Below are 23,686 nucleotides of genomic sequence, written 5' to 3'. Positions count from 1 at the left end.
TCTCCCTATCCCCCTACCCACCCCCCCCGTTTTTCCCGCGTCGGGCCCCCCACCCCCCGTGGGGCGCCCGGCAACACTATCCCCCCCCCCCCCCCTCTCCGTTCGGAAGATCCCGGTTCAGTCCGCCGACGGCTCCGCCGGCCACGGCACCTGCGGCGAGCGGTAGTAGTCGATGCCCATCGCCGTGAACCGGGGCCCGAGCGCCGCCAGCCGCAGCTTGTACGTGTCCCAGTCGTGCGTCGCGGCCGGGGACCAGCCCAGCTCCGCCGCCCCCGGCAGCCTCGGGAAGGCCATCACGTCGATGTCGTCGCTGTCGGTCAGCGTCTCCGCCCAGATGGGTGCCTCGACCCCGAGCACGGAGTCCGCCGGGGCGCCCGCGAGATAGGTCGCCGGGTCCCAGTCGTAGGAGCGCCGCACCTCCACCAGGCCCGCCCACTTCAGCCCGAGCACGGTCTCCTCGGTGTACTTCATGTCGAGGTACACCCGGTCGGCCGGCGACAGCACCAGCCGGGTGCCGTTCTTCGCCGCGTCCACCACCTGCTGCCGGTTCGCCGCACTGGTCTTGTCGTAGCCCCAGTACTGGGCGATCGCGCCCTTGACCGGCGTGGCGCCGGTGAGCTGGTGCCAGCCCATCACGGTCTTGCCGTGCCGGCCGACGGCGGCCTGCGCCCGTTCCATGATCTTGGCGTAGTCGTCGTGACTGGTGGAGTGCGCCTCGTCGCCGCCGATGTGGAGGTAGCGGCCGGGGGTCAGCGCGGCCACCTCCCCGATGACGTCGTCGATGAACTTGTAGGTGATGTCCTTGGCCGCGCAGAGCGAGCTGAAGCCCACCTTGGTCCCGGTGTAGAGCGGGGGCGCGACCCCGTCGCAGTTCAACTCGGCGTACGAGGCGAGCGCGGCGTTGGTGTGGCCGGGCATGTCGATCTCCGGCACCACCTCCAGATAGCGCGAGGCCGCGTACCGCACGATCTCCTTGTACTGGCTCTTGGTGTAGTAGCCGCCCGGCCCGCCGCCGACCTCGGTCGATCCGCCGTACGTGGCCAGGTTCGGCCAGGAGTCGACGGCGATCCGCCAGCCCTGGTCGTCGGAGAGGTGGATGTGGAAGGTGTTGATCTTGTACAGCGCCATCTGGTCGATGTAGCGCTTGACCTCCGCCACCGAGAAGAAGTGCCGGGAGACGTCGAGCATCGCTCCCCGGTAGGCATAGCGCGGCGCGTCGGTCAGCGTGCCGCCCGCGACCTTCCACGGCCCCTTCTGGACGCTGTCGCGCTCGATCCGGTCCGGGAGGAGCTGACGGAGCGTCTGCACGCCGTGGAAGAGCCCTGCGGGCTTGCGGGCGGTGATGGTGACGGAGCCCCGGCCCGACGTCAGGGTGTAGCCCTCCGCCCCGAGCGAGGCGTCGGCGGAGCCGAGCCGCAGCCGGATGCCGCCCGGCCCGGGGCGGTCGGTGACCGGCAGCGCGTATCCGGTCGAGGGGCGCAGCACGCCCGCCAGGTACTCGCCGATCCTCCGCACCTCGCCCGAGGACCCGTCCACCCGGATGGCGGTGGCGGGGGTGAGGGCGTACGGGGATCCGCCGGGTCTCACCGAGACCGGGGCGGGAACGATCTGGCCGAGCGGCCGGGGCTCCGACGCGGCGGGCGCGCCGCCCGCGGCGGACGCCACGGGGGTCGCGCAGGCAGTGGAGACTCCGGCCGCGGTGACGAGGAGGAGGGAGCCGAGAAGGCGGGGCAGCGCGCGGTGCAGGGCGCCGCGCCTCGCTGTGTGCGGTCTCACAAGCAGTCCCTTTCTAGGGGGTCACACCTGGATCTCCTGACCATGCGAACCGTCGCCATGCGTACCGCGTACCTCACGGATGGTCAAGGTGTAGACCACTTCCCCGTCGGGGCCCCGATGGAACATGGCCGACAGTCCGGGCATCCTGGCCGAGTTCGTCCCGTCGCCCGCCGCGGACCGCCTCCGACTTCTCCGCCGAGGCGCGTCCCGGCGGCGCGGAGATCCGGCCGAATCCCCCAGAACGGAAGAAACGAGGACCGCTATCGCGCATCTCTGCCCGAAATCGGGCAGGATTGTTGCGTCCGAACCCCTTCCACCGCAATATCGACGAGTGCTTGAACGCCGTTCGTCCCATGACGACCTCATCGACCACCTGGTGCGCAGCACCGCGCTTCAGCGCGGCGAAGCCGCCCGGGTGGTCCTCGACGTGCTGGCCTACTTCGACGAGACGACCGACGCGTTCGTCCGCCGCCGCCATCGCGAGCTCCAGTCCGGCGGACTGGTCAACACGGAGATCTTCGAACGGATCTCGGCCGAGCTGCCGCACCGCGCGGTCGCGCCGCCGGAGCTCTCGCTCCGCCAGCTGCGCCGCATCGTCTACGGCTGACCGGTCACCCACGCGCTCATTCAGTCATTACCTGTACGTCGATGGAGGGCAGAGACCTCATGTGCGGAATCGTCGGTTACATCGGAAAGCGTGATGTCGCTCCGCTGCTGCTGGAGGGGCTGCAGCGGCTGGAGTACCGCGGCTACGACTCCGCCGGCATCGTGATCACCGGGAAGCCGGCGGCCGGCAAGCCCGCCGCGCTGAAGATGGTCAAGGCCAAGGGCCGGGTCCGCGATCTGGAGGCCCGCGTCCCCAAGCGCTTCGCCGGCACCACCGGCATCGCCCACACCCGCTGGGCCACCCACGGCGCGCCGAGCGACGAGAACGCCCACCCCCACCTGGACGCCGACAACAAGGTCGCCGTCGTCCACAACGGCATCATCGACAACGCCTCCGAGCTGCGCACCCGGCTGACCGCCGAGGGCGTCGTCTTCCTCTCCGAGACCGACACCGAGGTCCTGGTCCACCTGATCGCCCGCTCGCAGGCGGACACCCTGGAGGGCAAGGTCCGCGAGGCCCTGCGCTCGGTCGAGGGCACGTACGGCATCGCCGTGATGCACGCCGACTTCAACGACCGCATCGTCGTCGCCCGCAACGGCTCCCCGGTCGTCCTCGGCATCGGCGAGAAGGAGATGTTCGTCGCCTCGGACGTCGCCGCGCTGGTCGCCCACACCCGCCAGGTGGTCACCCTGGACGACGGCGAGATGGCCACCCTGAAGGCCGACGACTTCCGTACGTACACGACGGAGGGCTCGACCACGACGGCCACGCCGACCACCGTGGAGTGGGAGGCCGAGTCGTACGACATGGGCGGCCACGACACGTACATGCACAAGGAGATCTCCGAGCAGGCCGACGCCGTCGACCGGGTGCTGCGGGGCCGGATCGACGACCGGTTCGCCACCGTGCACCTGGGCGGCCTCAACCTGGACGCCCGCGAGGCGCGCGGGGTCCGCCGGATCAAGATCCTCGGCTGCGGCACCTCGTACCACGCCGGTCAGATCGGCGCCCAGCTGATCGAGGAGCTGGCCCGCATCCCCGCGGACGCCGAGCCCGCCTCCGAGTTCCGCTACCGCAACCCGGTGGTCGACCCCGACACCCTGTACGTCGCGGTCTCGCAGTCCGGTGAGACGTACGACGTGCTGGCCGCCGTCCAGGAGCTGAAGCGCAAGGGCGCGCGGGTCCTCGGCGTGGTCAACGTGGTCGGCTCCGCGATCGCCCGGGAGGCCGACGGCGGTACGTACGTGCACGCCGGCCCCGAGGTCTGCGTGGTCTCCACCAAGTGCTTCACCAACACCGTGGTCGCCTTCGCGCTGCTCGCCCTGCACCTGGGCCGGATCCGGGACCTCTCGGTCGCGGACGGCAAGCGGATCATCGAGGGCCTGCGCCGGCTGCCCGCCCAGATCAGCGAGATCCTGGAGGGCGAGGACGAGATCAAGAAGCTGGCCGCCGAGTACGCGGACGCCAAGTCGATGATGTTCATCGGCCGGGTGCGCGGCTACCCCGTGGCCCGCGAGGCCTCGCTGAAGCTCAAGGAGGTCTCGTACATCCACGCCGAGGCCTACCCCGCCTCCGAGCTGAAGCACGGCCCGCTCGCCCTGATCGAGCCCGCGATGCCGACCGTGGCGATCGTGCCGGACGACGACCTGCTGGAGAAGAACCGCGCCGCGATGGAGGAGATCAAGGCCCGCAGCGGCCGCATCCTCGCCGTCGCGCACCAGCCGCAGGAGAAGGCCGACCACACCATCGTCGTACCGAAGAACGAGAACGAGCTGGACCCGATCCTCATGGGCATCCCGCTCCAGCTCTTCGCGTACCACACGGCCCTGGCCATGGGCCGCGACATCGACAAGCCGCGCAACCTCGCGAAGTCCGTCACCGTCGAGTAGCCCTTCCCCCGCTCTCCTTTCCGGGGGGCGTACGGCGGGAGCGCCCCGCACCCACGGTCCACCGGGTGCGGGGCGCTCCCGTATACGCGCCCGGCGCACACCCGGCCCGTCTCCCGTGGCGTTTATGCGCACTTCATAAGCGCACAATCCACATGTACGGGCCGGTAGACGCACCCCGTTCCCTGTTTCCGTAGACGAGTTGACGCCACGTCGTCCTCAACGGATGGAAAAAGACCGGCCGTCGGCCGGGCGCGATCATTGGCTGATCAGAACACCCTCGAAGCAGACCGGTCACGGCCGCGTTTCGCGCGCCCGAGCGGCCCCGGCAGGGGGCACGCGAAGGCGCCGGCCGGAGGCGGCCGGGAAGGGGCGGAGAGGGGCCCGGAGGGCTTCGGGTGCGGGTCCGGGTGGACCAGGGCCCCGGGACGGGACCGCGGGGCCGGGCTACGGGATGACGACGACCGGGCGCTGCGCCCGGCGGGCGAGCCGCCCCGCGACCGAACCGAAGATCCGGCCGACGATCCCGTGCGTGGAGCCGACGACGATCGCGTCGGCCGAGTACTCCCGGCCGACCTCCTCCAGCTCGTGGCAGATGTCGCCGCCGCGCTCGACGAGCACCCACGGCACCTCGGCGAGGTAGTCCGCGCACGCGAGCTCCAGGCCGAGGACCTCGGTGCGGTGGTCGGGCACGTCGACGAAGACGGGAGGCTCGCAGCCGGCCCAGACCGTGGTCGGCAGCCGGTTGGCGACGTGGACGATGATCAGCCCGGAGCCCGTTCGCCGGGCCATGCCGATGGCGTACGCGAGGGCCCGCTCACTGGAGGTCGAGCCGTCGAAACCGACGACGACACCGTGCCGGAAGGCGGGATCGCAGGAAGGGCGCGCTTCTTCGGCCGCCTGCTGGTCCGACCGGGGGTCGGCTACCTGCTTGCGGTCCGCGGGTTCGGGGAATTCGTGACCGGCCATCGGTGTCTCGGCGAAGAGAGTCCTCGTGAGGAGAGCGACGTGGGAACTGTCAGCGGGCGGTGTTGTGGTGTCCGGGAATCATCTTCCCAACCCCTTACCCCAAGGGTACGGCGCCACTCACTCACTGCCCAGACCCGCGCAAAGCGCGTGCGACGTTTCACGGAGCATGCCCGAGACCGCCCTGTATTGGCAATGCCGGATGCGCGGTACACGGACGTCACGCGCCCCTGAACGCCGCCTCCGGGGCCTTCCCGGGAACCGTCGCCCGCCGGCGTTCCGGAGACACCGGAGCGCCCCTCGGAACCACCCGCGCCGAACCCCGCCGCATCCGCCCGGCCCGCGCCCGCCGTCCCTCCCGTCCCCGACAGCCGGAACCACCCGATCGAGGGGGCGCACCGGGGTGACGTCTCCCGGGGGTCGTGCGCCGGTAGAACGACTGATTTCCGCACACGCGACCGTATGTTTTCAGCCAACTTCTGGTGGGGGTGCACCCCTTGTCGAAATGGCCGATCAACCGCCTTGCCAGCAGGCAGGAAGAGACCGAGCGGTACGCTTCCACCCCATGGGGACGGGCCATGAACGCCAGGCGCACTTCCCTGCGCGACTCACGAGTGAAACGCTTCGTGATCGAATGCTTCCCGCCAGGTGGCCTTGTCGACATAAAGCCGGTTGGTGAACTTGTCACGACGGCACCACGGGACGCAGTAGATTCGATCTTGGGTGTCGAAGCCGGGGACTCGTGCACGACCGAGGGGACATGTGCAGGTGCGACAGGCCCGTAAGGACCAGGAAGACGCGAACACCGAGGGGGGCTTAGCGTCATGAGTCAGGACTCCGCCACCGCAACGGAGGCCGTACGGAAGCTGAGCGGGCGCAGGCGCCGCGAGGTGGTCGCCGTGCTGCTGTTCAGCGGTGGCCCCATCTTCGAGAGCTCCATCCCGCTCTCCGTGTTCGGGATCGACCGCCAGGACGCGGGAGTTCCGCGCTACCGGTTGCTCGTGTGCAGCGGCGAAGAAGGACCGCTGCGCACCACGGGCGGTCTCGAACTCACCGCGCCCTACGGGCTGGAGGCGATCAGCAGGGCCGGCACCGTCGTGGTGCCCGCCTGGCGCTCGATCACCTCGCCGCCGCCCGTGGAGGCGCTCGACGCCCTGCGCCGCGCCCACGAGGAGGGCGCCCGCATCGTCGGTCTGTGCACGGGGGCCTTCGTCCTCGCCGCCGCCGGCCTGCTGGACGGCCGCCCGGCGACGACGCACTGGATGTACGCGCCGACGCTGGCCAAGCGCTATCCGTCGGTGCACGTCGACCCGCGCGAGCTGTTCGTCGACGACGGCGACGTGCTCACCTCCGCCGGAACGGCGGCCGGGATCGATCTCTGCCTGCACATAGTCCGCTCGGACCACGGCACGGAGGCCGCCGGGGCGCTGGCCCGCCGGCTCGTCGTGCCGCCCCGGCGCAGTGGCGGTCAGGAGCGCTACCTCGACAGGTCTTTACCCGAGGAGATCGGGTCCGACCCGCTCGCCGAGGTCGTGGCCTGGGCCCTGGAGCATCTGCACGAGCAGTTCGACGTGGAGACGCTGGCCGCGCGTGCGTACATGAGCCGGCGGACCTTCGACCGGAGGTTCCGTTCGCTCACCGGGAGCGCCCCGCTGCAGTGGCTGATCACCCAGCGGGTGCTCCAGGCGCAGCGGCTGCTGGAGACGTCCGACTACTCGGTCGACGAGGTCGCGGGCCGCTGCGGCTTCCGCTCGCCGGTCGCGCTGCGCGGGCACTTCCGGCGCCAGCTGGGCTCCTCCCCCGCCGCGTACCGGGCCGCCTACCGGGCCCGCCGTCCGCAGGGCGGTGCGGAGGCGGTCGCCGCCCCGGCCGAGCCGCTGGTGCCCGCGCAGGGGACCTCGGCGGGCCGTCGTGGCGCACCGGTCCTCCCGGGCGCTGCGGCGGCCGGTCCGCCGGGCCCGCCGGGCGCCTCGGCGGCGGGTGCGGACGGGGTGCGCGGGGAGCACGGGAAACCGGGCCCCGACGCGTTCGCCGTCGGCCGCCCGGCCCTCCCGGGACAGCGGAGCGCCCCGTAGGGTGGGGCGCATGAACGACCGCATGGTGTGGATCGACTGCGAGATGACCGGGCTCTCGTTGACGGAAGACGCACTCATCGAGGTGGCCGCCCTGGTCACCGACTCGGAGTTGAACGTGCTCGGCGAAGGGGTGGACATCGTGATCCGCCCGCCGGACGCGGCGCTGGAGACCATGCCCGAGGTGGTGCGGCAGATGCACACCACCTCGGGTCTGCTCGACGAGCTCGCCGGGGGCACCACCCTGGCCGACGCCGAGGAGACGGTCATGGCCTACATCCGCGAGCACGTGAAGGAGCCCGGCAAGGCTCCGCTCTGCGGGAACTCGGTGGGCACCGACCGCGGTTTCCTCGCCCGTGACATGCCGTCGCTGGAGGGCTACCTCCACTACCGGATCGTCGATGTCTCCTCGATCAAGGAGCTGGCCCGCCGCTGGTTCCCGAGGGCGTACTTCAACAGCCCGGAGAAGAACGGCAACCACCGGGCCCTCGCGGACATCCGCGACTCCATCACGGAGCTGCGCTACTACCGCGAGGCCGTGTTCGTGCCGCAGCCGGGCCCGGACTCGGAGCGCGCGAAGGCCCTTGCCGCGCGGCTCTCCGGACCCTCGGCGTAGGTCCTTCCGAAGCCGCTGGTCACGGCCCTTCCGGGGGCCGGGACCCGCGCGCGGGAAACGGGGGCGCGAGCACCCTCCCGGACCCTGTACACTTTTTCTCGGCCGGTCGGAAACGCCCGGACATGGTGGGTATAGCTCAGATGGTAGAGCACCTGGTTGTGGTCCAGGATGTCGCGGGTTCGAGTCCCGTTACTCACCCTGAATGAAGAAGGGCCGGTCCGCTCAGGCGGACCGGCCCTTCTCTATGGTCGGGCTGTCACGCAGTCGACGAGAGGAACGTTCATGCGCGCCCGGACTATCGGCACGGCCGCGGCGGCGGCACTGGCGCTGGTGGCAGCCCGCGACCTCGTACAGAAGAAGCACGCGCTGCTCAGGAACTTCCCGGTGATCGGCCACGCCCGGTATCTGCTGGAGACGATCGGCCCGGAGCTGCGGCAGTACGTCGTGACCTCCAACGAGGAGGAGCGCCCCTTCAGCCGCGACCAGCGCACCTGGATCTACGCCTCCGCGAAGGAGGAGAACAACTACTTCGGCTTCGGCACGGACGTGGACGTGGAGCATGTGCAGGGGCACGCGTACGTGAAGCAGCGCACGTTCGCCGGGCCGCTGCCCGACCTCCACGACCCGCAGGCCCCGCTGCCCTCGGCCAAGGTGCTGGGCGGCCCGCGCGGGCGTGCCAAGGCGTTCCGCCCGGCGAGCGTGGTGAACATCTCCGCGATGAGCTTCGGCTCGCTGTCGGGCGCGGCCGTCACCGCGCTGAACAAGGGCGCGGCGCTGGCCGGCGCCCTCCAGAACACCGGTGAGGGCGGTCTCTCCCCGTACCACCGGGGCGGCGGCGACCTCGTCCTCCAGATCGGCACCTCCTACTTCGGCTGCCGCGACGAGGACGGCGCCTTCAGCCTCGACCGGCTGAAGAAGGTCGTGGCGGGCGCGCCGGTCCGGGCGATCGAGATCAAGCTCTCGCAGGGCGCCAAGCCGGGCCTGGGCGGGCTGCTCCCGGCGGCGAAGGTGACCCCCGAGATCGCGGAGATCCGCGGTATCCCCGCGGGCAGGGACTGCGCCTCCCCCTCCCGGCACACCGCCTTCCACGACGTCGACTCGATGCTCGACTTCGTCGAACTGCTCGCCGAGGAGACCGGTCTGCCGGTCGGCATCAAGAGCGCCGTCGGCGACATGGCCTTCTGGGAGGAGCTGGCGACCCTCATGGCGCGCGGCGACCGCGGCGTCGACTTCATCACCGTGGACGGCGGCGAGGGCGGCACCGGGGCCGCGCCCCTGATCTTCTCCGACTCGGTCTCCCTCCCCTTCCGCATGGGCTTCTCCCGCGTCTACGGCACCTTCGCCGAACGCGGCCTCACCGACGACATCACCTTCATCGGCTCCGGCAAGCTCGGCCTCCCCGAGAACGCCGTCGTCGCCTTCGCCCTCGGCGTCGACATGATCAACGTCGCCCGCGAGGCCATGCTCTCCATCGGCTGCATCCAGGCCCAGAAGTGCCACACCGACAAGTGCCCCACCGGCATCGCCACCCAGGACCCCTGGCTGGCCCGCGGCATCGACGCCCCCTCCAAGTCCCTCCGCGCCGCCGTCTACCTCCGCACCCTGCGCAAGGAACTCCTCAAGGTCTCCGCCGCCGTCGGCGTCCCCCACCCCGCCCTCATCACCACCGGCGACATAGAAATCATGAACGGCGACTACGAGGCCCGCGACCTTGCGAGCGTCTACGGCTACAAGGACGGCTGGGGCGAGCTCGGCCCGGAGGCGGCCGAGGAGATCACCAAGCTGCTCACGTCGGGCCCGGGGGCCGGTCAGTAGTGGTCGCGGGCCTGGATGATCTCCAGGCCCGCGGAGTCGGTGACGCGGTAGACCAGGCGGTGTTCCTGCGTGATGCGGCGGGACCACCAGCCGGACAGGTTTCCTTTCAGTGGCTCGGGCTTGCCCCTGCCCTCGAAAGGGGTCCGCTTGATCTCCTTGATGAGGTCATTGACCCTGCGGAGCGTCTTGCGGTCGGTGTCGGCCCAGTGGGTGCAGTCCTCCCACCCGTCGTCGGAGAACGACGTCTTCACACGTCCTCCGTGTCGATCAGGTCTCGTACGGTGCCGCGTCCGGCGTCCATCTGCTCGATGGAGCGCATGAGGCGGGCAGCGTTACGGGGGGAGCGCATCAGATACATCGTCTCCTCCCAGGCGTTGTAGTCCTCCTCGGACATGATCACGACGGTGCCCGCTTTCGACGTGACACGTTCCGGGGCGTGGTCCTCGGTGACGCGCCGGATCAGACCGAAGAAATCCTTCCGCGCCTCGCTTGCGTTGATGGTCACGGGTCCTCCCGTACATGTCACCGAACCTCACGGAAGCGTACTCAAAACAGTGCCGCATATGTACGGAATTCGGTACAGCGAAGCGGGCGGCCTGGCGCTCAGCACCCGACCGCCAGGCGCGCCCCGCCGAAGGCCCGTGACCGGGCGGTGTCGACCAGCCGGTCCGTGGAGTGGCGGCGGGTGTCGTGTTCGCCCAGGTCCCGCACGGAGGATGGTCGTCTGCGGCGGGGGCGTGCGCTGCGGGGTCCGGTGCGGGGCCGTCCGCTGCCCGGAGGTCCGTCACGGACCGGGAGAACGCCTCGGGCGGCACTCCGGTGTGCCCGGGGGCCACCTCCCGGTCGGCGCGGCGGCGCAGTTCCGCCGTGATCTACGCGGCGGGGCGGGCCGGGCGCCAGTCGAGCCACCACGCGTGGAGCTGCGCCGCGATCTCCTGGGCACCGGCACCCCGGTCGTCAGCGGACGCAGGGCGAACGTGGGTCGACCAGGAGAATGTGACCTCCCCCCTCACGACGAGTCCCGCACCACCAGTTCCGTAGGCAGCACGATCTGCGGGTGGTCCGCGCCCTCGCCGCTGATCCGGTCGAGGAGGACGCGGGTCATGGTGCGGCCCATTTCTTCGATGGGCTGGCGGACGCTGGTGAGGGCGGGGTCCATGTGGCGGGCGACGGCCGAGTCGTCGAAGCCGATGAGGGCGACGTCGTCGGGGATGCGGCGGCCGGCCTCGCGCAGGACCTGGCGGGCGCCGGCGGCCATGAGGTCGGAGGCGGCGAAGACGGCGTCGACGTCGGGGCGGCGGGCGAGGAGTTCGCGCATGGCGTGGACGCCGCCCTCCTCGGAGAAGTCGGCGGGGGCGATGAGGCGTTCGTCGGGTTCGAGGCCAGCGTCCGCGAGCGCCCTGCGGTAGCCGTCGAGGCGGCGCTGGGAGGCGTAGACGTCGAGGCGGCCGGTGATGGTGGCGATGGAGCGGCGGCCCCGGGAGACGAGGTGCTCGACGGCTCCGCGGGCGCCCTCGAAGTTGTCGGAGTCGACGGAGGGGAGGGATTCGGCGGCGGAGCGGCGGCCGTTCATCACGGCGGGCATGCCGAGTTGTTCGAGGAGGTCGGGCAGCGGGTCGTCGGCGTGGACGGAGACCAGGAGGACGCCGTCCACGCGGTGGGCGGTGAGGTACTGGGCGAGCCGGCGGCGCTCGCGGTCGCTGCCGACGAGGGTGAGCAGGAGCTGCATCTCGGTGTCGGCGAGGGCGGCGCCCACCCCGCGGACGATGTCGGAGAAGTACGGCTCCGCGAAGAAGCGGCTCTCCGACTCGGGGACGACGAGCGCGACGGCGTCCGTCCGGTTGCCGGCCAGGGCCCTGGCCGCGCGGTTGGGCACGTACCCCAGCTCGGCGACGGCCGCCTCGACGGCCTGCCGGGTGTGCGCGCTGACGCGCGGCGAGCCGTTGATGACCCGCGAGGCGGTTCCGCGCCCCACCCCCGCCCGTGCCGCGACCTCTTCGAGCGTGGGCCGGCCCCCGCTCCGTACTCGCGCTGCCGTCATGGCTGCCTCCCGTTCGCGGTCAATTTCTCACAGTCGGATAACCAAACCAAGTCCTGGTGTGGGATCCCTTGACACTCGACGGGACCGGCCCGCCACTCCCGGGTCCGCGTGATGGGAGCGCTCCCACTCTACGCGCGTGGCCGGGGCGCCCCGCAGGTCCCGGGGGTGGACGGGCGGTGACCTCGCCCGGACACGACTGGGACCCGGCACTCGGCCGGGTCCCAGAGGTGGCGTGGAAGGTGCGCGGGGTGGGTCAGGAGGCGCTGTCCAGCGGCGGCAGGGCGTGGCGGCGGATCACGTCGGAGTACCAGTGGGCGCTCGCCTTGGGGATGCGGCGCTGCGAGGCGTAGTCCACGTACACGGTGCCGAAGCGCTTCGAATAGCCGTACGCCCACTCGAAGTTGTCCATCAGCGACCAGAGGAAGTAGCCGCGCACGTCCGCGCCGTCGGCGACCGCGCGCTGCACGGCGTCCAGGTGGCCGTGGAGGTAGGCGATGCGCTCGGGGTCCTCCACCCGGCCCTCGGGCGAGACGTAGTCGTCGAAGGCGGCGCCGTTCTCCGTGACCATCAGCGGCAGGCCGGGGTGGTCGCGGGTGATGTCCATCAGCAGGCTGTGCAGGCCGTTGGGGTCGATCGACCAGTTCATCGCGGTCCGCTCCTTCCCCTCGGCGAGGTGGAAGGCGACGTGCTCGGACCCGGGCCACGGGGAGAAGGCGCTGGCGCCGTGGACATCGTTGCCAGAGCCCGTCTCGCCCTTCTCCGGGAGGGAGACCAGCGTCGGGGTGTAGTAGTTGACGCCGAGGACGTCGACCGGGTTGGAGATCGTCGCCAGGTCGCCGTCGCGGACCAGCGAGGACCAGTCCACCAGGTGCGCGGTGTCGGCGAGCAGGTCCTCCGGGTAGGCGCCCTTGAGCATCGGGCCGGTGAAGACCCGGTTGCCGACGGCGTCGATCCGGCGGGCCGCCTCGGCGTCGGCCGGGCTCGCGGTCAGCGGGCGGACCTGGTGGAGGTTGAGGGTGACCGAGGTCTGCGCACCAGCGGGGAGTTGTCCGCGCAGAACCTCGATCGCCCGGCCATGGGCGAGGTTGAGGTGATGGGCCGCCCGCAGGGCGGAGGCGGGCTCGGTGCGGCCGGGGGCGTGCACGCCCGAGCCGTAGCCGAGGAAGGCCGAGCACCACGGCTCGTTCAGGGTGGTCCAGGTCTGCACCCGGTCGCCGAGGGCGCCCGCCATGATCGCGGCGTAGTCGGCGAACCGGTCGGCGGTCCCCCGCTCCGGCCAGCCGCCGGCGTCCTCCAGCTCCTGGGGCAGGTCCCAGTGGTAGAGGGTGGCGACGGGGGCGATGCCCGCCTCCAGCAGTTCGTCGACCAGCTTGCGGTAGAAGTCCAGGCCGCGTTCGACGGCGGGGCCCCGGCCGGTGGGCTGGACCCGCGACCAGGAGACGGAGAAGCGGTACGCCTTCAGCCCCAGCTGCTTCATCAGCGCCACGTCGTCGCGGAAGCGGTGGTAGTGGTCGGCGGCGATGTCGCCGGTGTCCCCGTTGCGGACCTTGCCCGGGGTGCGGCTGAAGGTGTCCCAGATGGAGGGCGTGCGTCCGTCCTCGGCGGCGGCGCCCTCGACCTGGTAGGCGGCGGTGGCCGCCCCCCAGACGAAGCCCGTCGGGAATCTGGTGGCCTCGGGCGCTTGCTTCGGGGCGATGTCAGGTCGTACGGCAGTCATGCGGGAGCGCTCCCAGGAATGGACGGACAGGGGCATGGAGGTGGAACTCCGGAGCCCGTACGGCCCGCGGTGCGGGCGGGGCCGTACGGAGTGACCGGGACGGGGCGGCGGGTGCGGGGCTCAGCCCTTGACGGCGCCGGACATGATCCCGCCGACGATCTGCTTGCCGAAGATCACGAAGACGATGAGCAGGGGCAGCGTGCTGATCAGGGCGCCGGCCATCACGATGCTCTGGTCGGGGGTGTAGGACGCGCTCAGCTGGCCGAGGGCCACCTGGAGCGTGGGGTTCTCCGCGTTCAGCGAGAGGAAGGGCCAGAAGAAGTCGTTCCACGCCTGGACGAAGGTGAGCATGCCGAGCACCATCATCGCGGGACGGGCCACCGGCAGCACCACGCTGAGCACGATGCGGAAGTTGTTGGCGCCGTCGATCTTGGCCGCCTCGATCAGCTCGTACGGAAGCGCCTCACTGAGGTACTGCCTCATGAAGAACACGCCGAACGCGCTGACCAGGGTCGGGAAGATCACCGACTCCAGGCTGCCGCTCCAGCCCAGATCGCTCATGAGCATGAAGAGCGGGACGACGCTGAGCTGCGGCGGAATGGTCAGCGTCGCGATGACGCCGGTCATCAGCGCGCCGCGGCCGCGGAAGCGCATCTTGGCGAAGGCGTAGCCGGCCAGGGTGCAGAAGAAGAGGGTCGCCACCGTGATGCAGGCGGAGACGATGAAGCTGTTGACGATCGCCTTGCCCAGGTGGGCCTGGTCCCAGGCGGCCTGGAGGTTGTCCAGGAGCCGTCCGCCCGGCAGGAAGGGCGGGGTGGAGGCCAGGACGTCGTCCTGGGTGTGGGACGCGGCGACCAGCGTCCAGTACAGCGGCAGCAGCGAGCCGATGCCGACGACGATCAGCGCGATGTAGGCGAAGGGGCCGCCCTTCAGCTGCTGCCCGGCACCGGGCTTGAAGCGGCTGCGGCGCTTGGGCGCGCGGTGTGCGGTGCGCGACGGGACGGCGGGTCCCTTGACTGGGGAAGGGCTGGTGAGGGTCATGGATATCGCTCCCGGTCAGACCGCGGACTTGCGTACGAAGCGGCCGATGAGCCAGTTGATCCCGGCGATGATCAGCAGGAGGGCGAGCATCGCCCAGGCCACGGCGGCGGCCGGACCGAGATGACCCAGGTTCCAGCCGTAGTTGTAGAGGTAGACGCTGAGCGTCTCGTACTGGTGCTCGGTTCCGCCGCTGGCGCCGATGGTGCCGCCCTCCAGCAGGAGGGGCTCACCGAACAGCTGCATGGAGCCGATGGTCGAGATGACGATCGTGAAGAGGATCGTGGGCCGCAGCGAGGGGATGGTCACCTTGCGGAACTGCTGCCAGCGGCTGGCGCCGTCGAGCGAGGCGGCCTCGTACAGATCGGACGGCACGGCCTGCATCGCCGCCAGGTAGATCAGGGTGTTGTACCCGGTCCAGCGCCAGATGACGATGACGGAGATGGCGATCTTGGAGGTCCAGGCCCCGTTGGCCCAGTTGGTGTGGCCGAGGCCGACGAACTCCAGCGCCCAGTTCAGCAGACCGCCGTCGGCGCGGAAGACGAGCGCGAAGACCAGGGCCGCGGAGGCGACGGAGGTGGCGTACGGGGTGAGGATGACCGTCCGCCAGAAGGTGCTGGCGCGGAGCTTGTAGTTCAGCAGGTGGGCCAGGCCGAGCGCGACGAGGAGCTGCGGGACCGTGGACATCACACCGATCAGGAAGGTGTTGCTGACCGCCGTCCAGAACTCCGAGTCGTGCAGGATCTTGTCGAAGTTGCCCCAGCCGACCCATTCCATCTGGTCCATGCCGGTCATCTCGACGCGGTGCAGCGCGATCCACCCGGTGTAGAGCAGCGGGTAGAGCCCGAAGGCGCCGAAGATGAGGAAGAACGGGGCTATGTAGGCGTACGGCGACGCCTTGTCGTCGAATCGCCAGAGCCGGCTCCGCCACGTCTGCCGGCGGCTGTCCACGGGCTTCTGGGAGCGGCGGGGTGGCGGGGTGTACGCGTCCCGGGTGGGAGTCGAGGTGGCCACGAGCGGGAGTCCTTCCCTGGATTGCTTGGTTACCCGGGTACGGGGCCTGGCCGTCGGCGACGAGCGCGGGCGGTGGGCTTGCACGGGGCGGCCGGAGTCCGTCCGGCCGCCCCGTCCAAGCCCTCCGCGCGGCCGGGCCGCGGAGCCCAGTGCCCCTGGAGTGGGACACGCAGGTGCGGGCGGCCCGGGGGCCGCCCGCGCTTGCGGAACGTCAGCCGATCGCCTTGTCGATCGACTCGGTCGCCGCCTTCCAGGCGTCGTCCGGCTTGGTGCCGCGCTGCTCCATGTTGTTGATCTGGGTGGAGATGGTGTCCTTGATGATCCCGTCCTTCGGGCCGAGGATCGTCTCGGGGATGGACTTGGCCTCATCGGCGTAGATCTGGCCGATCGGGGCGTCGTTGAAGTACGGGAGCGTCGCGTTCTTCACGTCGGGCAGGTCGTACGCGCCCTTGTTGGACGGGAAGCTGCCGATCGCCTTGAAGACGGCGGCCTGCTGCTCGGGGGCGGTCAGCCACTTGACGAGCTTGGTGGCCTCCTCGACGTGCTTGCCGGCGGTCGGGACGCCGAGGAAGGAGCCGCCCCAGTTGGCCGCGGTCTCACCGGGGGCGGTGGTGATGTCCCACTTGCCCTTGTTGCCCTCGCCGGCGTTCACCGAGATCTGGCCGGCCATCCACGCGGGGCAGGCGACGGTGGCGATGGTGCCCTTGCGGAGGGCGGCCTTCCACGGGTCGTTGAACTGCGCGAGGCCCTGGGTCAGCTTCTTGTCCGCGGCCTCGGCCGCCAGGTTCCAGCCCTGCTGGACGCTGGGGCTGTCCTTGTAGATCGGCTTGCCGCTCTCGTCGTAGTACTGCTTCGCGTTGGAGCTGACCACGGCGTTGTACATGGCGCTGGCGGAGTCCATGAAGAACGTGCCGGAGGGCGCCTTCTTCTTGTACTCCTCACCGAGCTTGAGGTAGTCCTCCCAACCCCCGGCGACCTTGGCGGCGACCTCCTTGCGGTCGGTCGGCAGACCGGCCTTCTTGAACAGGTCGGTGTTGTAGCAGAGGGACATCGGACCGATGTCGGTGCCCGCGCCGATCACCTTGCCGTCGGGCGTGGTGGCCTGCTTCTCCTTCCAGGACACCCACTCGTTGACGTCGATGACCTTGCTCAGGTCGGCGAACTTGTCGGCCTTGGTGTCGACGAGCTCCTTGATGCGGCCGACCTCGATGCCCTGGACGTCCGCCAGGCCGCTGCCCGAGTTCAGCTGCTGGAGCAGCTTGGGGTAGTAGACCTTCTCGTCCGCCGCGGTCGTTTCCTTGACCGTGATGTTCGGGTTCAGCTCGTGGTACTTCTCGAAGAGCCCGGCCTCCTTGTAGCCGAACTGCCCGAAGTCGGCGACGGTCAGCGTGATCTTCCCGCCAGCTTCGCCGCCGGCACTGTCCGAGTCGTCCGAGTCGCTGCCGCAGCCCGTCAGCAGCAGGGCTGCCGCTGTCAGGCCCGTGGTGGTCAGAACCGCGACTCTGCGGCTCCGTCCGGCGACGGTGCGGGTGATACGCATTCCACTACTCCTTGGTCCAAGGTGGGACTGGCTCACTGCGTGGCGTTCCCGCTGGTGGGTGCGGGTGCCGTGGGGTCGGGGGGGAAGACACGGGCAGTGCTGTTCGCCCGGGGAAAACCCGGAGCGATGTGGGAGCGCTCCCATGCGTCGATGTCGGAAGGTTGCTGCCTCGGGGGGGTGGGTGTCAAGAGTTGAAGACGCTTCCGTTGCGCGAGCGTGTCCTGCAAGTCACGAGACCGTGTCCGGCCGAAGGCTTGCCAAAGCGCCCCACACCCTCAAGCGGAGCTGGAGATTCCTGAATAACCGCAGGTGGAGGCGGTGTTGGGAGTGGATCTTGCGGACGGCTCGGGCGGGGCGCCGCGATCGCGCCGGATTTCCGCCGCGACCGCCGAACGGCTGCCGTAACCCCCGATCCCCCCGCCGGAAGGTGAACGGGACCCGGCGCCCCGGGCCCGCCCGGATGCCCTTTCGCGTTCTTTCCCCGAAGCCGAGCGCCGGACGGTGGCCGGAAGGGCCGGTCGCCCGCTGACCGGATCGTCACCCCATCGGCGCATCCGGAGCCTCAGGTTCCGGCAGTGTGGAACGGACATGCCGTCCAGCTCACCCGCTGTTAATTTCTCCCTTATGCACCCGATGATCACGTATGACACCAGGGGCGGGTGAGGCCGGATGGGAGTGGTCCGCGATCATCCCGAACTCGCCCTCTTCCTCTGCCTGTCGCTCGGCTACCTGGTCGGAAAGATCCGCGTCGGTCCGATCACGCTCGGCGGGATCTGCGGCACGCTGATCGTCTCGCTGCTGATCGGCACCCGGCACGTCAGCGTCAACGACGACGTCAAGACGGTCTTCTTCGCCCTGTTCATCTTCTCGCTCGGCTATCTGGCCGGGCCCCAGTTCTTCGCCAACCTGAACCGCAAGAGCCTGCGGTTCTTCGCGCTCTGCCTGATCGAGCTGGTCTGCGTGCTGGGCATCGCCTTCGGTCTGGCCAAGGCCTTCGACCTCGACGTGGGCACCGCCTCCGGCATCCTGGCCGGGGCCGCCACCGAATCCGCCGTGGTCGGTACGGCCACCGAGGCCATCGGCAAGCTCGACGGGCTGACCTCGGCCCAGATCACCCAGTACCAGGGGCACGTGGCCACCGCGTACACGGTCTGCTACCTCTTCGGCCTGATCACCATCGTGCTCTACACCAGCCAGATCATGCCGATGCTGATGCGCATCAACCTCCGGGACGCCTCGCGCGAACTCTGGGAGAAGATGCGCGGCGGCGTCCACGGGCTGGAGTCCGACGAGCGCGAGGCGCTGCCCGGCACGGTCGGCCGCACCTTCCTCGTCACCCTCGCCGACGGCCGCACCATCGGGGAGCTGGAGTCCTCGCTGGGCGGCACCGTCACCGTGGAGGCCGTCAAACGCGGCAGCGTGCTGATGGATCCCGCCCCGGATCTGGAACTGACCCTGAGCGATCTGGTCCAGCTGGTCGGCCGGCGGGCCGGGATCATCGAGGCCGGCCGGGAGATCGGGCCGGAGACCCCGGCGGTCCCGGGGCTCGACACCCCCCTCGCCACCAGCCAGGTCGCGGTCACCGAGAAGGCCACGGCGGGCTCCAGCATCGCCCAGTTGGAGCAGGCCCATCCCGAATTCCGCCAGGACGGGGTGTACATCACCGATGTCCTGCGCAACGACCAGCATCTGCCCGCCTCGGCCGAGACCACGCTCCAGCGCGGCGACGTCCTCACCCTGGTCGGCGCCCGCTCGGGGCTGAACCGGCTGGTGTCGAGGATCGGCGCGGTGGTCAAGAACGACGCGACGGACTTCATCTACCTGGGTGCGGGCATCGTGGCGGGCTCCCTGCTCGGCCAGATCGTCGTCCGCATCGGCGACATCCCGATGTCGCTCGGCACCGGCGGCGGCTGCCTGGTCTCCGGGCTGCTCTTCGGCTGGTTCCGCTCCCGCAGGCAGACCTTCGGAGCCTTCCCCCCGCAGGCCGCCAACACCCTCAAGGACCTGGGGCTCGCCGTCTTCATCGCCTGCACCGGACTGACCGCGGGACCGCAGGCATGGCCGCTGCTCAAGGAGTACGGGGCGCTGCTGCCGTTCGCCGGGATCGCCATGGTCCTGGTGCCCGCGACCATCTCCCTGTTCGTCGGGCTCAAACTGCTGCACATCGAGAAACCGCTGCTCATCGGCGCGATCGCCGGCCAGCAGTGCTCGACCCCGGCCATCACCTCCATCACCCAGGTGGCCCAGAGCTCCGTCCCGCTGCTCGGCTACACGATCACCTACGCGCTCTCCAACTTCCTGCTGCCGCTCACCGGTCCCATCCTCGTCGGCGTCCTGGGGAACTGAATGATCGATTTCCTGAACCGCAACGTCTTCGACCCCCACCCCGAACTGCTCGTCTTCCTCGTCGTCGCGCTCGGCTTCCTGCTGGGCAAGGTCCGCTACAAGGCCATCGCCCTGGGTGCGGTGACCGGCTGTCTGGTCGCCGGGCTGGTGCTCGGCGCGCAGTTCGGGGTCCAGATCGACGGCACGGTGAAGAACCTGTTCTTCATCATGTTCCTGTTCGCGCTCGGCTACCGGGTCGGCCCGCAGTTCTTCCGCGGGCTGCGCAAGGACGGGCTGCCGCAGGTCGTCAACGCGGTCGTGGTCTGTGTGACCGGACTGCTGATCTCCTGGCTGTTCGCCGTGGTGCTCGGCTACGGCCCCGGGCTCGGCGCCGGGCTGATGAGCGGCGCGCTCACCCAGTCGGCCGCCATCGGCGTCGCCCAGGACGCCATCGGCACCCTGCCCGGACTCTCCTCCTCCCAGGTGAAGTCCGAACAGAACCTGGTCGCCGTCGGCTACGCGGTCACCTATCCGCTCGGCACCATCCTGTGCGCGATGCTCCTGGCCAACGTCCTGCCCCGGCTCTACCGCAGGGACCTGGCCAAGGAGAGCGCGGAGCTGGCCGCCGAACTGGACGCCCCGGACGAGAACCCGGACGAGGGCGAGGGCTACTACGAGACCGTGCTGCGCGCGTACACCGTGGAGCGCCCCGATCTCGCCGGCCGCAGCATCTCTGACTTCGAGGCCCAGCAGCGGGCGCTCGGCCGCCGGATCTACATCACCGGCGTCCGGCGCGAGGGCGGCGTCCTGCCGCAGGACCAGTCGCTGGTGCTGCGCGAGGGCGACACGGTGGCGGTCAGCGCCCTGCGCCACGACCTGGTGGACTTCGACGCCCGTACGCACGTGGGCCCGGAGGCGGACGACGTGACCCTGCTCGGGTACCGCACCGAGACCCTGCACGTGGTGGCGTCCGAGAAGGCCGTGCTGGGGCGGAGCGTGGAGGAGCTGCGCCGCGAGCCCTTCATGGCCGGGGTCTACATCGAGAAGATCTACCGGGCCGGGGCGGAGTTCCCCTTCCGGCTCTCCACCCCGGTGGAGCGCGGCGACACGCTGGTGCTCTCCGGTCCGGAGCGGCTGGTCGGCCCGGCCGGGCGGGAGCTCGGCAAGCCGGTGCCGACGAGCTTCGCGACGGACATGGTCTGGGTCGGGCTCGGCATCTTCCTCGGCGGCTGCATCGGCATTCCGGCGCTGACCGCGGGCGGGGTCCCGATCTCGCTGTCCACCTCGGGCGGCGGGCTGATCATGGGTCTGGTCTTCGGCTGGATCCGGGGCAAGTACCCCACGTACGGGAACGTTCCGCCGGGCGCCCAGTGGTTCATGGACACGCTGGGCCTGTGCGTCTTCGTCGCGGTGGTCGGCATCAACGCCGGTCCGAGCTTCACCAGCGGGCTGTCGTCGGCGGGCTGGGGGCTGCTGCTCCTGGGCGCGGTCGCCACCGTCGTCCCGCTGATCGTGGGCTTCCTGGTCGGCCACTACGTGCAGAAGATCAGGTTCCCCATCCTCATGGGCGTGCTGGCCGGGGGTCAGACCACCACGGCCGCGATCGGGGCCATCAACGAGACCTCGAAGTCCCAGATCCCCACGCTCGGCTACACCATCCCGTACGCCGTCGGCAATGTGCTGCTGACCGTGTGGGGCGCCGTCATCGTCATCCTCAACCACTGAACCGGGAGCGCAGTCATGCCCAAGGCCACTCTCAGCCGTGCCGAGATCCGCTCGTTCGCCCAGCTCAGCCCGTTCGAGCTGAAGGACAAGTTCATCAGCATCGCCCAGTCGGCGCAGAGCGACAAGCCCGGTCAGAAGGGGAAGACGACCCGGGTCATGCTCAACGCGGGGCGCGGCAACCCGAACTGGGTCGCCACCGGCCCCCGCGAGGCGTACCACGCGCTGGGCTACTTCGCGATCGAGGAGTCCCGCCGGGTCTGGACGGCGGACAACCTCGGCGGGATGCCGGAGGAGGCCGGGTGCGCGGAGCGGTTCGCCCGGTTCGCGCGGACGCATCCGGAGCTGCCGGGGATCGAGCTGCTGACGGCGTGCCTCGATCTGGCGGTCAAGCGCTTCGGCTTCGAGCCCGATGCCTTCGTCCACGAGCTGGCGGACTCCTCGATCGGGGACAACTACCCGGTGCCGGGGCGCATCCTGCCGCACGCCGAGCAGATCGTGCGCGGCTATCTGGCCGACGAGATGTTCGACCACCGGCCGCCGGAGGGGCAGAAGCTGAGCCTGTTCGCGACCGAGGGCGGCACCGCCGCGATGTGCTACATCTTCGATTCGCTGCTGAAGAACGGAATCCTGAAGAAGGGCGACCGGATCGCCCTGATGGTGCCGGTGTTCACCCCGTATCTGGAGATCCCGGAGCTGGACACGTACGGCTTCGACGTGGTCCACGTGGAGGCGAACCTGTTCACCGAGACCGGGGTGCGGCAGTGGCGCTACCCGCCCGAGGAGGTCGCCAAGCTGGCCGATCCCTCGGTGCGGATGGTGTGCTGCGTCAATCCGAGCAATCCGCCGTCGCTGGCGCTGGCCCCGCGGGTCGCCGAGCAGATCGTCGGGATCGTGGAGAAGGACAACCCGAACCTGATCGTGGTGACGGACGACGTCTACGGGACGTTCGTGGAGGGCTTCCGCTCGCTGGCCGCCGATCTCCCGCGCAATTCCCTGCTGGTGTACTCGTACTCCAAGCACTACGGCGCGACCGGCTGGCGGCTCGGGGTCATCGGGCTGCACGACGACAACGTCATCGACGACGCGCTGGCCGCGCAGGACCCCGCGGAGAAGGCCCGGCTGGCCAAGCGGTACGGCTCGCTGACCCTGGAACCGGAGCGGATGCGGTTCATCGACCGGCTGCTGGCGGACTCCCGGCAGGTGGCGCTGAACCACACGGCGGGGCTGTCGCTTCCGCAGCAGGTGATGATGGTGCTCTTCTCGCTCTTCGACATGCTGGACGAGGGCCAGGAGTACAAGGCCCGGATCCGGGCCATTGTGCGGCAGCGGCTCGAACTGCTGCTGGAAGGCGCCCACATGAAGATCTCGGAGGACCCCAAGCGCGCGGCGTACTACATCGAGCTGGATCTGCTCGCGGAGGCCGAACGCACCCTGGGCAAGGAGTTCGCCGACTATCTGGAGCAGAACTACGAGCCCGTGGACCCGCTGTTCCGGCTGGCCGAGCAGACCTCCGTGGTGCTGCTCAACGGCGGCGGCTTCGACGGACCGGAGTGGTCGGTCCGGGTCTCCCTGGCCAATCTGGACGATCTCGACTATCTGAAGATCGGCCACCAGTTGCGGACCATCTTCGACGAGTACGCGCAGGAGTGGCGGGCCTCGGGGGCGGCGGAGGCGACGGGCGCGGCCTGAGGTCAGGCGGTGCGCAGGCGGGCCAGGGTCCGTTCCAGTTCCGCCTGCGCGGCCCGGCCCGCCGCTTCGGCGTCGCCCGCGACGACCGCCCTGACCAGGGCGTGGTGCTCGGCCTCGCCGTGGTGCGGGTCGGCGCGGCGCAGTCCGAGCAGCTCGACGAGGTCGATCAGCCCCTGGCGCAGGGCGGGGGCGAACTCGCCGAAGAGATCGGTGAGTACGGGGTTGTGGGCGGCGGCCACGACCGTGCGGTGCAGGGCGATGTCGGCGTCGACGAACGCGGCGTCGGGGCCGGAGCCGGCGGCCCGCCGGGCGGTGAGCGCCGCGTCCAGGGCGGTCAGGTCCTCGTCGGTGCGGCGGCGGGCGGCGAGCCGGGCGGCCTGGACCTCGATGAGCATCCGGACCTCGTAGACGTCGGTGACGGCGGCGCGGCGCAGCCGCAGCGGCCACGCCTCGGCGGCCTCGTCGGCGATGACGAAGACGCCGGAGCCCTGGCGGGCGCGGAGCAGTCCGAGCGCGGAGAGCGTCCGCACGGCCTCGCGCACGGTGGAGCGGCCGACGCCCAGGGTCCGGGCGAGGGTGGTCTCGCCGGGGATCTTCGTGCCGACCGGCCAGTGGCCCTCGGTGATCTGGGCGCGCAGATGGCGCGTCGCCTGGTCGACCAGGGGGCTGGGGTGGAGGGGGCCGAGCGGGGACACGCGTGTTCACCTGTCAGGTTGTCTGAGGACTTGGTTTCTGGCTAGTGTACCGATCGTGACGTACCGCGGTCTCCTTCTCCTCGGCTGCCGCGGCGGGGCCTGAAGCGATCGGCACCCCGCCGCGGGGTGCCGTGCTGTGCCGGTCGCGTCCGGCGATGCGAGAA

18 protein-coding genes and 1 tRNA gene are annotated in these 23,686 nt (G+C 70.3%); 9 read left to right on the top strand and 10 right to left on the bottom strand.

Features of this window, described 5'->3' with window-relative positions; genetic code table 11:
* Nucleotides 1-117: 117 nt before the first annotated feature.
* Entirely contained in the window at nucleotides 118-1,776 is a 1,659-nt protein-coding gene (locus ACWCXC_RS12575) for a beta-N-acetylhexosaminidase (protein WP_450888508.1), read from the bottom strand.
* A gap of 331 nt (nucleotides 1,777-2,107) precedes the next feature.
* Here ACWCXC_RS12575 and ACWCXC_RS12570 point away from each other — a divergent pair, with 331 nt between their 5' ends.
* Both ACWCXC_RS12570 and glmS read left to right on the top strand, forming a co-directional pair.
* Nucleotides 2,108-2,383, top strand: a complete 276-nt coding sequence (locus ACWCXC_RS12570) for a hypothetical protein (RefSeq protein WP_383640424.1) — start codon at nucleotides 2,108-2,110, stop codon at nucleotides 2,381-2,383.
* A gap of 59 nt (nucleotides 2,384-2,442) precedes the next feature.
* A complete protein-coding gene (gene glmS / locus ACWCXC_RS12565; RefSeq protein WP_450680595.1) occupies nucleotides 2,443-4,272 on the top strand; it encodes a glutamine--fructose-6-phosphate transaminase (isomerizing) in 1,830 nt (609 codons plus the stop codon).
* A gap of 444 nt (nucleotides 4,273-4,716) precedes the next feature.
* Here glmS and ACWCXC_RS12560 read toward each other — a convergent pair whose 3' ends face one another.
* Complete coding sequence (locus ACWCXC_RS12560) at nucleotides 4,717-5,238, bottom strand: universal stress protein (protein ID WP_450680596.1); 522 nt, start codon at nucleotides 5,236-5,238, stop codon at nucleotides 4,717-4,719.
* 821 nt (nucleotides 5,239-6,059) lie between these two features.
* Here ACWCXC_RS12560 and ACWCXC_RS12555 point away from each other — a divergent pair.
* The 4 genes from ACWCXC_RS12555 to ACWCXC_RS12540 all read left to right on the top strand — a co-directional run bounded on the left by ACWCXC_RS12555 (nucleotide 6,060) and on the right by ACWCXC_RS12540 (nucleotide 9,738).
* Nucleotides 6,060-7,310, top strand: a complete 1,251-nt coding sequence (locus ACWCXC_RS12555; RefSeq protein WP_450888505.1) for a helix-turn-helix domain-containing protein — start codon at nucleotides 6,060-6,062, stop codon at nucleotides 7,308-7,310.
* Between the two features lie 10 nt (nucleotides 7,311-7,320).
* Nucleotides 7,321-7,923 (top strand): oligoribonuclease, encoded by a 603-nt coding sequence (gene orn, locus ACWCXC_RS12550; RefSeq protein ID WP_450680598.1) that lies wholly within the window; start codon nucleotides 7,321-7,323, stop codon nucleotides 7,921-7,923.
* A 125-nt stretch (nucleotides 7,924-8,048) separates the two neighbouring features.
* Nucleotides 8,049-8,121 (top strand) — tRNA-His (locus tag ACWCXC_RS12545).
* A gap of 84 nt (nucleotides 8,122-8,205) precedes the next feature.
* Nucleotides 8,206-9,738: an FMN-binding glutamate synthase family protein gene (locus ACWCXC_RS12540; RefSeq protein ID WP_450888503.1), complete on the top strand. Its 1,533-nt coding sequence runs from the start codon at nucleotides 8,206-8,208 to the stop codon at nucleotides 9,736-9,738.
* Here ACWCXC_RS12540 and ACWCXC_RS12535 read toward each other — a convergent pair.
* The 7 genes from ACWCXC_RS12535 to ACWCXC_RS12505 all read right to left on the bottom strand — a co-directional run bounded on the left by ACWCXC_RS12535 (nucleotide 9,732) and on the right by ACWCXC_RS12505 (nucleotide 17,088).
* Nucleotides 9,732-9,989 carry a Txe/YoeB family addiction module toxin gene (locus tag ACWCXC_RS12535; RefSeq protein WP_450680600.1) on the bottom strand — a complete coding sequence of 86 codons (258 nt, stop codon included), beginning with the start codon at nucleotides 9,987-9,989 and terminating at the stop codon, nucleotides 9,732-9,734. The genes ACWCXC_RS12540 and ACWCXC_RS12535 overlap by 7 nt on opposite strands.
* Nucleotides 9,986-10,243 (bottom strand): type II toxin-antitoxin system Phd/YefM family antitoxin, encoded by a 258-nt coding sequence (locus tag ACWCXC_RS12530; protein ID WP_365089311.1) that lies wholly within the window; start codon nucleotides 10,241-10,243, stop codon nucleotides 9,986-9,988. Before ACWCXC_RS12530 ends, ACWCXC_RS12535 begins: the two co-directional genes overlap by 4 nt.
* Before the next feature lie 504 nt (nucleotides 10,244-10,747).
* Nucleotides 10,748-11,779, bottom strand: coding sequence for a LacI family DNA-binding transcriptional regulator (locus tag ACWCXC_RS12525; protein WP_450680602.1), 1,032 nt, complete (start codon nucleotides 11,777-11,779; stop codon nucleotides 10,748-10,750).
* 253 nt (nucleotides 11,780-12,032) lie between these two features.
* Nucleotides 12,033-13,496, bottom strand: coding sequence for a GH1 family beta-glucosidase (locus ACWCXC_RS12520; RefSeq protein ID WP_450680603.1), 1,464 nt, complete (start codon nucleotides 13,494-13,496; stop codon nucleotides 12,033-12,035).
* Nucleotides 13,497-13,616: 120 nt separating this feature from the next.
* Nucleotides 13,617-14,537 (bottom strand): carbohydrate ABC transporter permease, encoded by a 921-nt coding sequence (locus ACWCXC_RS12515; protein WP_450680604.1) that lies wholly within the window; start codon nucleotides 14,535-14,537, stop codon nucleotides 13,617-13,619.
* Nucleotides 14,538-14,552: 15 nt separating this feature from the next.
* A complete protein-coding gene (locus ACWCXC_RS12510; protein WP_450680605.1) occupies nucleotides 14,553-15,548 on the bottom strand; it encodes a carbohydrate ABC transporter permease in 996 nt (331 codons plus the stop codon).
* A 211-nt stretch (nucleotides 15,549-15,759) separates the two neighbouring features.
* On the bottom strand, nucleotides 15,760-17,088 hold the full coding sequence (locus ACWCXC_RS12505; RefSeq protein WP_450680606.1) for an ABC transporter substrate-binding protein: 1,329 nt from the start codon (nucleotides 17,086-17,088) through the stop codon (nucleotides 15,760-15,762).
* A gap of 669 nt (nucleotides 17,089-17,757) precedes the next feature.
* Here ACWCXC_RS12505 and aspT (ACWCXC_RS12500) point away from each other — a divergent pair.
* Genes aspT (ACWCXC_RS12500) through ACWCXC_RS12490 form a run of 3 tightly spaced genes read left to right on the top strand, consistent with a single transcriptional unit; the run spans nucleotide 17,758 to nucleotide 22,827 of the window.
* Nucleotides 17,758-19,434, top strand: a complete 1,677-nt coding sequence (gene aspT / locus ACWCXC_RS12500; RefSeq protein ID WP_450680607.1) for an aspartate-alanine antiporter — start codon at nucleotides 17,758-17,760, stop codon at nucleotides 19,432-19,434.
* Nucleotides 19,435-21,138 (top strand): aspartate-alanine antiporter, encoded by a 1,704-nt coding sequence (gene aspT, locus ACWCXC_RS12495; protein ID WP_450680608.1) that lies wholly within the window; start codon nucleotides 19,435-19,437, stop codon nucleotides 21,136-21,138.
* A gap of 15 nt (nucleotides 21,139-21,153) precedes the next feature.
* Entirely contained in the window at nucleotides 21,154-22,827 is a 1,674-nt protein-coding gene (locus ACWCXC_RS12490) for a bifunctional aspartate transaminase/aspartate 4-decarboxylase (protein ID WP_450680609.1), read from the top strand.
* A 2-nt stretch (nucleotides 22,828-22,829) separates the two neighbouring features.
* Here the strand turns inward: ACWCXC_RS12490 and ACWCXC_RS12485 are convergent, their stop codons facing one another.
* Entirely contained in the window at nucleotides 22,830-23,522 is a 693-nt protein-coding gene (locus ACWCXC_RS12485; protein WP_450888498.1) for a FadR/GntR family transcriptional regulator, read from the bottom strand.
* Nucleotides 23,523-23,686 lie beyond the last annotated feature (164 nt).

Source organism: Streptomyces sp. NPDC001515 (assembly GCF_053597115.1).
Note: the sequence above shows the minus strand (reverse complement) of the source record. Positions and strands in the feature narration are given on the sequence as shown.

Bases quoted from the DNA above. Each gene is read 5' to 3' on its own strand.
- ACWCXC_RS12540 (WP_450888503.1), top strand. From the start codon at position 8,206: ATGCGCGCCCGGACTATCGGCACGGCCGCGGCGGCGGCACTGGCGCTG.
- orn (WP_450680598.1), top strand. From the start codon at position 7,321: ATGAACGACCGCATGGTGTGGATCGACTGCGAGATGACCGGGCTCTCG.
- ACWCXC_RS12525 (WP_450680602.1), bottom strand. From the start codon at position 11,779: ATGACGGCAGCGCGAGTACGGAGCGGGGGCCGGCCCACGCTCGAAGAG.
- ACWCXC_RS12505 (WP_450680606.1), bottom strand. From the start codon at position 17,088: ATGCGTATCACCCGCACCGTCGCCGGACGGAGCCGCAGAGTCGCGGTT.
- ACWCXC_RS12555 (WP_450888505.1), top strand. From the start codon at position 6,060: ATGAGTCAGGACTCCGCCACCGCAACGGAGGCCGTACGGAAGCTGAGC.
- aspT (WP_450680608.1), top strand. From the start codon at position 19,435: ATGATCGATTTCCTGAACCGCAACGTCTTCGACCCCCACCCCGAACTG.
- ACWCXC_RS12560 (WP_450680596.1), bottom strand. From the start codon at position 5,238: ATGGCCGGTCACGAATTCCCCGAACCCGCGGACCGCAAGCAGGTAGCC.
- ACWCXC_RS12520 (WP_450680603.1), bottom strand. From the start codon at position 13,496: ATGACTGCCGTACGACCTGACATCGCCCCGAAGCAAGCGCCCGAGGCC.
- ACWCXC_RS12490 (WP_450680609.1), top strand. From the start codon at position 21,154: ATGCCCAAGGCCACTCTCAGCCGTGCCGAGATCCGCTCGTTCGCCCAG.
- ACWCXC_RS12515 (WP_450680604.1), bottom strand. From the start codon at position 14,537: ATGACCCTCACCAGCCCTTCCCCAGTCAAGGGACCCGCCGTCCCGTCG.
- glmS (WP_450680595.1), top strand. From the start codon at position 2,443: ATGTGCGGAATCGTCGGTTACATCGGAAAGCGTGATGTCGCTCCGCTG.
- aspT (WP_450680607.1), top strand. From the start codon at position 17,758: ATGGGAGTGGTCCGCGATCATCCCGAACTCGCCCTCTTCCTCTGCCTG.